At 53.4% G+C, this 6569-nt stretch carries 5 protein-coding genes; 2 read left to right on the top strand and 3 right to left on the bottom strand.

What is annotated here, in order from left to right; translation table 11 throughout:
- Nucleotides 1-201 (top strand): hypothetical protein (locus ACKI3C_RS12005; protein ID WP_407405370.1); only part of this gene is annotated, 201 nt, incomplete at its 5' end.
- On the opposite strand, the gene ACKI3C_RS12010 is transcribed toward ACKI3C_RS12005, so the two are convergent.
- On the bottom strand, nt 185-3427 hold the full coding sequence (locus tag ACKI3C_RS12010) for a S41 family peptidase (RefSeq protein ID WP_407405372.1): 3243 nt from the start codon (nt 3425-3427) through the stop codon (nt 185-187). The genes ACKI3C_RS12005 and ACKI3C_RS12010 overlap by 17 nt on opposite strands.
- Nucleotides 3428-3580: 153 nt before the next feature.
- On the opposite strand from ACKI3C_RS12010, the gene ACKI3C_RS12015 reads away from it, so the two are divergent.
- Nucleotides 3581-4459, top strand: coding sequence for an EamA family transporter (locus ACKI3C_RS12015; RefSeq protein WP_407405374.1), 879 nt, complete (start codon nt 3581-3583; stop codon nt 4457-4459).
- Between the two features lie 639 nt (nt 4460-5098).
- Here the strand turns inward: ACKI3C_RS12015 and ACKI3C_RS12020 are convergent.
- Together ACKI3C_RS12020 and ACKI3C_RS12025 are read right to left on the bottom strand one after the other, a co-directional pair.
- Nucleotides 5099-6088, bottom strand: a complete 990-nt coding sequence (locus ACKI3C_RS12020) for a glycosyltransferase (RefSeq protein ID WP_407405376.1) — start codon at nt 6086-6088, stop codon at nt 5099-5101.
- Nucleotides 6089-6384: 296 nt separating this feature from the next.
- On the bottom strand, nt 6385-6569 hold a 185-nt coding region (locus ACKI3C_RS12025), incomplete at its 5' end, for a hypothetical protein (protein ID WP_407405378.1).

The raw sequence follows: 6569 nt of genomic DNA on the forward strand, positions 1-6569 counted from the left end.
TACCGTAAGCATAGGTTTATAAATTTTAGTGTGTCAAACTATTACTTATCGCTTGCAAAGATAAATAAAAAAAACAAGACTGCCAAACCTTTATCGGCTGGCAGTCCAAGTTTTGTGATTATTAAAGGTGGGGATCTATTATCAAGGCAGAAATGCCTCCCCACACTTTGTTTGCTGCGTGGTTTTATTTACATTCCTTGAGGAGTTCGAGGACGGCTGTCTTGAGTTGGGCGTCCTGGCCTTTGACTACCTCGGCGGGGTCGTTAGCGACCTTGACGTCGGGCTCTAGCTGGGTGTTCTCCAGATAAGAGCCGTCGGGCAGACGGTAACCGATGATGGGGATACCGAAGATGAGGCTGTTGTCCTGCAGGGTCTCCCACGACACGCTGGTCATGGTGCCGGGAACTGGCATACCCACGATCTTGCCGATGCCCTGGTGCTGATATACCCAGGGGGTGCCGTGTGCGTTGCTGTAGCAAGCCTCGGCGGTGAGCATGATTGATGGTTTGTTCCATCGGCGGCTGGGCATGTCGCAAGCCTCGCGTCCGCGCACGACTTGTGTGAAGTATTTCTTGCCGCTGAACAGCACTTCGATGTCTTCGTGCAGGCGTCCGCCGCCATTGAAGCGCACGTCGATCACGATGCCGTCTTTCTTGTTGTACTTGCCGAGCACCTGGCTGTACACCTCGCGGTAACTCTCGTCGTTCATGCTCTTGATGTGAACGTAGCCCAGGCGTCCGCCCGAGAGGCTATCCACGACGTGGGCGTTGTGCTTGACCCAGCGATTGTAGAGCATGTCGTTCTGCGCGCTCTTGCTGATGGGGAGGATCACTTCTTCCCAGCGGTCGCCGCCCTTGGGGTTGTAGAGCGACACGAGGGTCTTCTTGCCAGCAAGGCCGGCGAGCAGAATTGAGTAGTCATTCTCTCCCTCGATGGCTGTGCCGTTGATTTTCTCAACAATCACGCCAGGCTTAACCTTGGAGGATGCTTTGCCGAAGGGACCCTTGGCGAGCACTTCGTCAACCTTGAGGCCCTTGCCGGTGTAGGTGAGGTCAAAGAGCAGGCCCAGGCATGCTGTTGCCTCGCCGCTGCTGGGATAGTAGCGGCCGCCGGTGTGCGACACATTGAGTTCGCCCAGGTATTCGCTCAACAGGTTGGCAAAGTCGTAGTTGTTGTTGATGTGGGGAAGGAACTTGCGGTAAACCTCGGTGAGGTCGTCCCACTTCACGCCGTGGAAGTTAAGGTTGTAGAAACGTTTAGCCACCTGGCGGTGAACGTGCTCAAACATGTAGTCGCGCTCGGCGGCGAGGTCCATCTTGAATGCACCCTGATAGGTGATGGGAGTGAGCTTGTCACTGCTCACGGTGAGTTTGTTCATTGTGCTTCCCAGGATGAATATTTCCTTGCCGTCCTTGCTCATCTGCATCGATGCGCTGCCGCTGTTCATCTTGTTGACCAGCTTGGTGCTGTGCTTGCGCATGTCGAGTTTCCACAGGTCGAAGCCACCTTCGAACTTTGAAAGGTAGTACAGGTTCTCGCCGTCGTTGGTGAGCATGGCGCCCGCTATGCTGCTTGAGTTGGGAGTGAGTCGCACCACACGGTCCTCGATGCCGTCGAGTTCCACCACGATGTCTTTCTTCTCATCCTTTTTTTCGTCGGCCTTCTTGTCATCTTTCTTGTCGTCCTTTTTCTTCTCGTCTTTCTTCTTGTCGGCTTCTTTCTTCTGCTCCTTCTCTACTTCTTTGAGCAGCTCGTAGTCCTCCTTGCTCAGGCGGTACTTGTCGTAGGCTTCCTGGTTGACGAAGCACAGCAGCACGTCGTCCTGCGACCCCCACGAAGCGTGGCTGCGCATACCGTAACGGTTGCTGGTGAAGAGGATAGCGTTGCCCTCGAGCACCCACTTGGGACTCTCGCTGAAGTAGCCGCTAGAAGTGATGTTGGTCACCTTGCCACCCTCGGCGCTCACGATACCCACGTCGCTGTAAGGGTCACGCTGGTTGCCTATCATCTCGAGGGTGAACCACTTGCCGTCGGGCGACCAGTTGTAGTTGAAGCCGCCGTTGGTCTCATACCATGTGCTGCCGTCGGTCACGGTTGTCACCTTGTTGCTCTTGATGTCCAGGACTTTGAGCTTGGTGCGGTCCTCGATGAACGCCACCTTCTTGCCGTCGGGGCTAGCCTTGGGCAATGCGCGCTCAACGGTGGTTGAGGGGAGCAGTATTTCTTCCTTGATGGTGGTAGCGTTGGGGAAGTTAAGGTCTTCCTTGCGCTCGATAGTGGCCTTCACGAGCTGCCAGTTGCCGTTGCGCTCGCTGGCATAGACGAGCGTGCGGTTATCGACCCATGTGGGGTCATCCTCGGCCTGGGCAGTGGCGGTGATGCACTTGGTGGTGTTATATTCAACCGAAGTGACGAATATCTCGCCGCGATAGACGAATGCCACCTGCTTGCCGTCGGGCGATACCGATGCGCTCGAAGCGCCTTTTGAGGCTGTCATGCGAGTGATCTGGTCGCTGTCGTCGTGGAACAGGTCGATTGCCACCTTGCTGGGCTTGCCGCCGTCGGTCTGGGTGTAAATCTCGCCGTCGTAGGTGTAGCATAGGGTGCCGTTCTGGGCAACAGAGAGGAAACGCACGGGATTGCCCTTGAACGATGTCACAGCCTTTGCCTTGTTATCACCGATGGGCATCTTATACACGTTGAACGAACCTCCATTGCGTTCGCTCAGGAAATACATGCTCTTGCCGTCGGGGCTGAGCACGGGGGTGCGGTCCTCGCCGGCGTGTGCTGTGAGGTTGGTGTGCTTGCCGGTGGCAAAGTCATAGCGCCACAGGTCGCGGGTCACAGATGAGGTGTGGTGCTTGCGCAAGGCGTCTTCCATGCCCTTCTGGTCCTGATAGAGGAAGAACTTGCCCTTGGGATCCATGCACACTTCCTCGGCAGGGGTGCCTATCACCTGGGTGGTGACACCACCGCTCACGGGCACCTTGTAAAGCTCGGTGAGACGGCCCGAGGGGAACAGGATGCTTGATGCAGGGTCCTGGATGCTTGCCGAGAAGTAGATGTACTTGCCATCGGGGCTGAATGTCCACGGGGTTTCGCTCGACGAGTTGAATGTGAGCTGCGTGGGAGCACCGCCGTCGGCCGGCATAACGAAAATATCAAAATTGCCCTTGCGGTCGCTGGCAAAAGCAATCTGCCTGCCATCGGGCGACCACACAGGATTCATTTCATAACTAGCCTGCGAGGTGAGTTGCAGGGCTTTGCCGCCAGCGGCAGGCACGCGATAGATGTCACCCTTGTAGGTGAACACGATGCTCTTGCCATCGGGCGAAATCTGTGCATAGCGTGTCCACAGCGGAGTCACCGCGCTTGCGCCGATGCTTGCCAGTGCCATCAAGGCACATGTGATAATTGATTTCTTCATATTCGGTTATATAAGTTTTTTTAATTTCAATCGTTAACTTGCAAAATTACAAACAAATTGCGAAAAAAGCAACAACTAAATTGAATAAGAACCGATTTTGTTATTGGATTTTTGGTAACTTTGCAGAGTTTTTTCAACTAGCAACTTGGAAATATGTGGATATTACTGGCAATGATGTCGGCTCTGGGGCTTGGCGTCTATGACATTTTCAAGAAGAAGTCCCTCACGGGCAACGATGTGTTCATGGTGCTGTTTTGCACCACAGCGATGAGCACGCTGCTGCTGTCGCCCTACATCGTGATGGATGCCATGGAAGAGACGCAGTCGCTGGGCGATTCCACGCGGGGCTTGCTGCTGCTCATGGGCAAGGCTGTGATAGTGCTGTCGTCGTGGGCGCTCGGATATGCCGCCATCAAGCACTTGCCGCTCACCATAACCGGCCCCATCAATGCCACTCGCCCGCTCATGGTGCTTGTGGGCGCACTGCTCATCTTCGGCGAGAGCCTCAACCTGTGGCAGTGGGGCGGCATCGTGCTGGGAGTGTGCTCGCTGCTGTTCATCAGCCGGCTAGGGCGCAAGGAAGGATTCACGCATGAGCATGCCAAGTGGCTGTGGTGCAGCATGGGAGCCGCTGTCACGGGCGCTTTGAGCGGACTCTACGACCGCCACCTCATGACCATGCTCAATCCGCTCGAAGTGCAGTCGTGGTACTCGCTGTTCCAGACCATAATCATGGCAGCGATCGTGCTTGCCATGTATCTCACTGGGCACAAGCCCAAAGGATTCAGATGGGTGTGGACCATACCCATGATTTCCGTTTGCCTCACACTTGCCGACATCGCCTATTTCTACTCGCTGTCGCAACCCGACGCCAAGATTGCCGTGGTGTCGATGATGCGCCGCGGCAGCGTGATAGTGTCGTTCCTCTACGGCGTGATAGTGCTCAAAGAGAAGAACGCACGCATGAAGGCCCTGGACCTGCTGCTGTTGCTCATAGGTCTGATTCTGCTCGCCATCGGGTCGCAAAAGTGAAACGAGCGTTTTTTTATTGTTGTCCGGTAAAAAAAAAAGAAAATATTTTTATTATGATTTTTATGCTTCGATTAGAAAATAGCTTGCTCTGCAAGCAAAATGGAATTACCTCATAGATAGTGTATTATCATTTTGAGGACAGAGTCCTCCATTTTAAGGGAGGTTCGCTGGTCGCGGCACGGGCTTTGCCCACTTACCGCTGCACGGTTCTTGGCGTGAGCCATATAAACTAAAAAATTCATTTTCTTTTTTTTCTATACCAAGCCCCGGTTATACCAAAGTGTTGTAACTGACAGCGTTTGGAGAAGTTAGTACAACTCTCGCAACTTTAACCGGACAGCAATACTTTTTTTTGAAACTATACACCAATACCGTTTATTGTGGACCGCCACCTTGCACGTTTCGAGGTAGCGGTCTTCAACCGCGCGTTTTGTCACACTTTGCCCCCCCACCGGCGGTCGTTTCACTCCTCGGCGGTGGGGGTTATGTGCAGAACTACGTTCTGCGTGTCGGCTTTCAGCCTTTCATTGCCAATATATTTTCAACAAAAAAATCCGTGGTATTTGTGAGATCTGCGTGAGATTACCCTATTGGTGTATAGTTACATAAGAACAAAAGATCTCACTAGAACATAGAAAATTAATTTCTGTCAGTTCTTAATTCCGTTTTTCCCGGGTCGGTGAGATTGACGGTCTGCTCCACGTTGTAGCGGGGACGTCCTTTGACTTCGATATAAATCTTGCCTATGTACTCTCCCACTACGCCCAGGCTCATGAGCACACAGCCGCCAATGAACCATAGCGACAGGATGAGCGAAGCCCAACCGCTCACGGCACGGTGGGTGAAATAAGCAATGAGCACATACACCAGCATGCAGAATGCGATAAACAGGAAGATTAGCCCCAGCGAGAACACCATGCGCACGGGCTTGATGCTGAACGACGTGATGCCATCGACGGCAAAGGAAATCATCTTGCCCAGCGGATACTTGCTCACGCCTGCCGTGCGCGCCGTGCGGTCGTAATACACGCAGTCGCTGCGGTAGCCCACCAGCGGCACAATGCCGCGCAAGAACATGTTGCGCTCGCCGTAACGCATCAGCTGCGCCACGGCACGGCTGCTCATCAAGCGAAAGTCGGCATGGTTATACACCGTCTTCACACCCAGGTGAGCCATCGTGCGATAGAATGCCTGGGCAGTGGTGTGCTTGAACCATGAGTCAGTCTTGCGCTCGCGACGCACGCCATACACGATGTCGCACCCCGCCTCATACCGGTCAACCATCTGCGTTATCACCTCGCAGTCGTCTTGCAGGTCGGCATCGATGGTCACCATGATGTGTGCATGGGGCAACGCTGCTTCAAGTCCGGCGACAAGGGCATTCTGGTGGCCCACGTTCGCGGCTAGTTTCACTGCCGTCACTTGCTCGTGGCCATGCGAGATCGTGTTGATGACGCTCCAAGTGCCGTCGGTCGATCCGTCATCGACATACAGCACCCGGCTCAATGGCGACACACGCCGAGCCTCTACCAGAGCATTCAGCAACGCCAGCAGCCTCGCGTTAGTCTCGGGCAAGACCTCTTGCTCGTTAAAGCACGGGACAACGATGTATAAAACGTCGGTTATCATATCATCGCAAAATTACTAACAAATTGCGAAACCACCAAATTTCCTTCGCTCATCAGCAGGGCAACCGCATCAAAACTTGCCAAAACATCCCGACTTCCCCCACGGAGTATTGGATCAGGTTATGGACCTAAAATGATGGGGGAAACAAAAAAAAACAACATCTTGTAGGAATATAACTGCCAACACTTTTGTGTAACATGAGGATGTTGGTAACTATTCAGCAATGGAACTCCCCGCGCAGATCTCACTGAACTCACTGATTTTTTCATTGGAAATATATATTTTTGTGGATTTTTTTAGACCTCAGGGAGGTCGTAACTTTGGTTAACCGCTGGTCGCAGACCTGCGGGCTGCCGGTGGGGGGGGTGGTGAAGTGTGACAAAATCGCGGTTGAAGACCGCTACCTCGAACCCAGAAAGTCCATTAGAACAAATGAAAATATTTTGCTTCTCATTGGCGTGATTTGCACTATCTTTCGTTC

Source organism: Sodaliphilus sp. (assembly GCF_045598405.1).
In the GTDB taxonomy this organism is placed as follows: domain Bacteria; phylum Bacteroidota; class Bacteroidia; order Bacteroidales; family Muribaculaceae; genus Sodaliphilus; species Sodaliphilus limicaballi.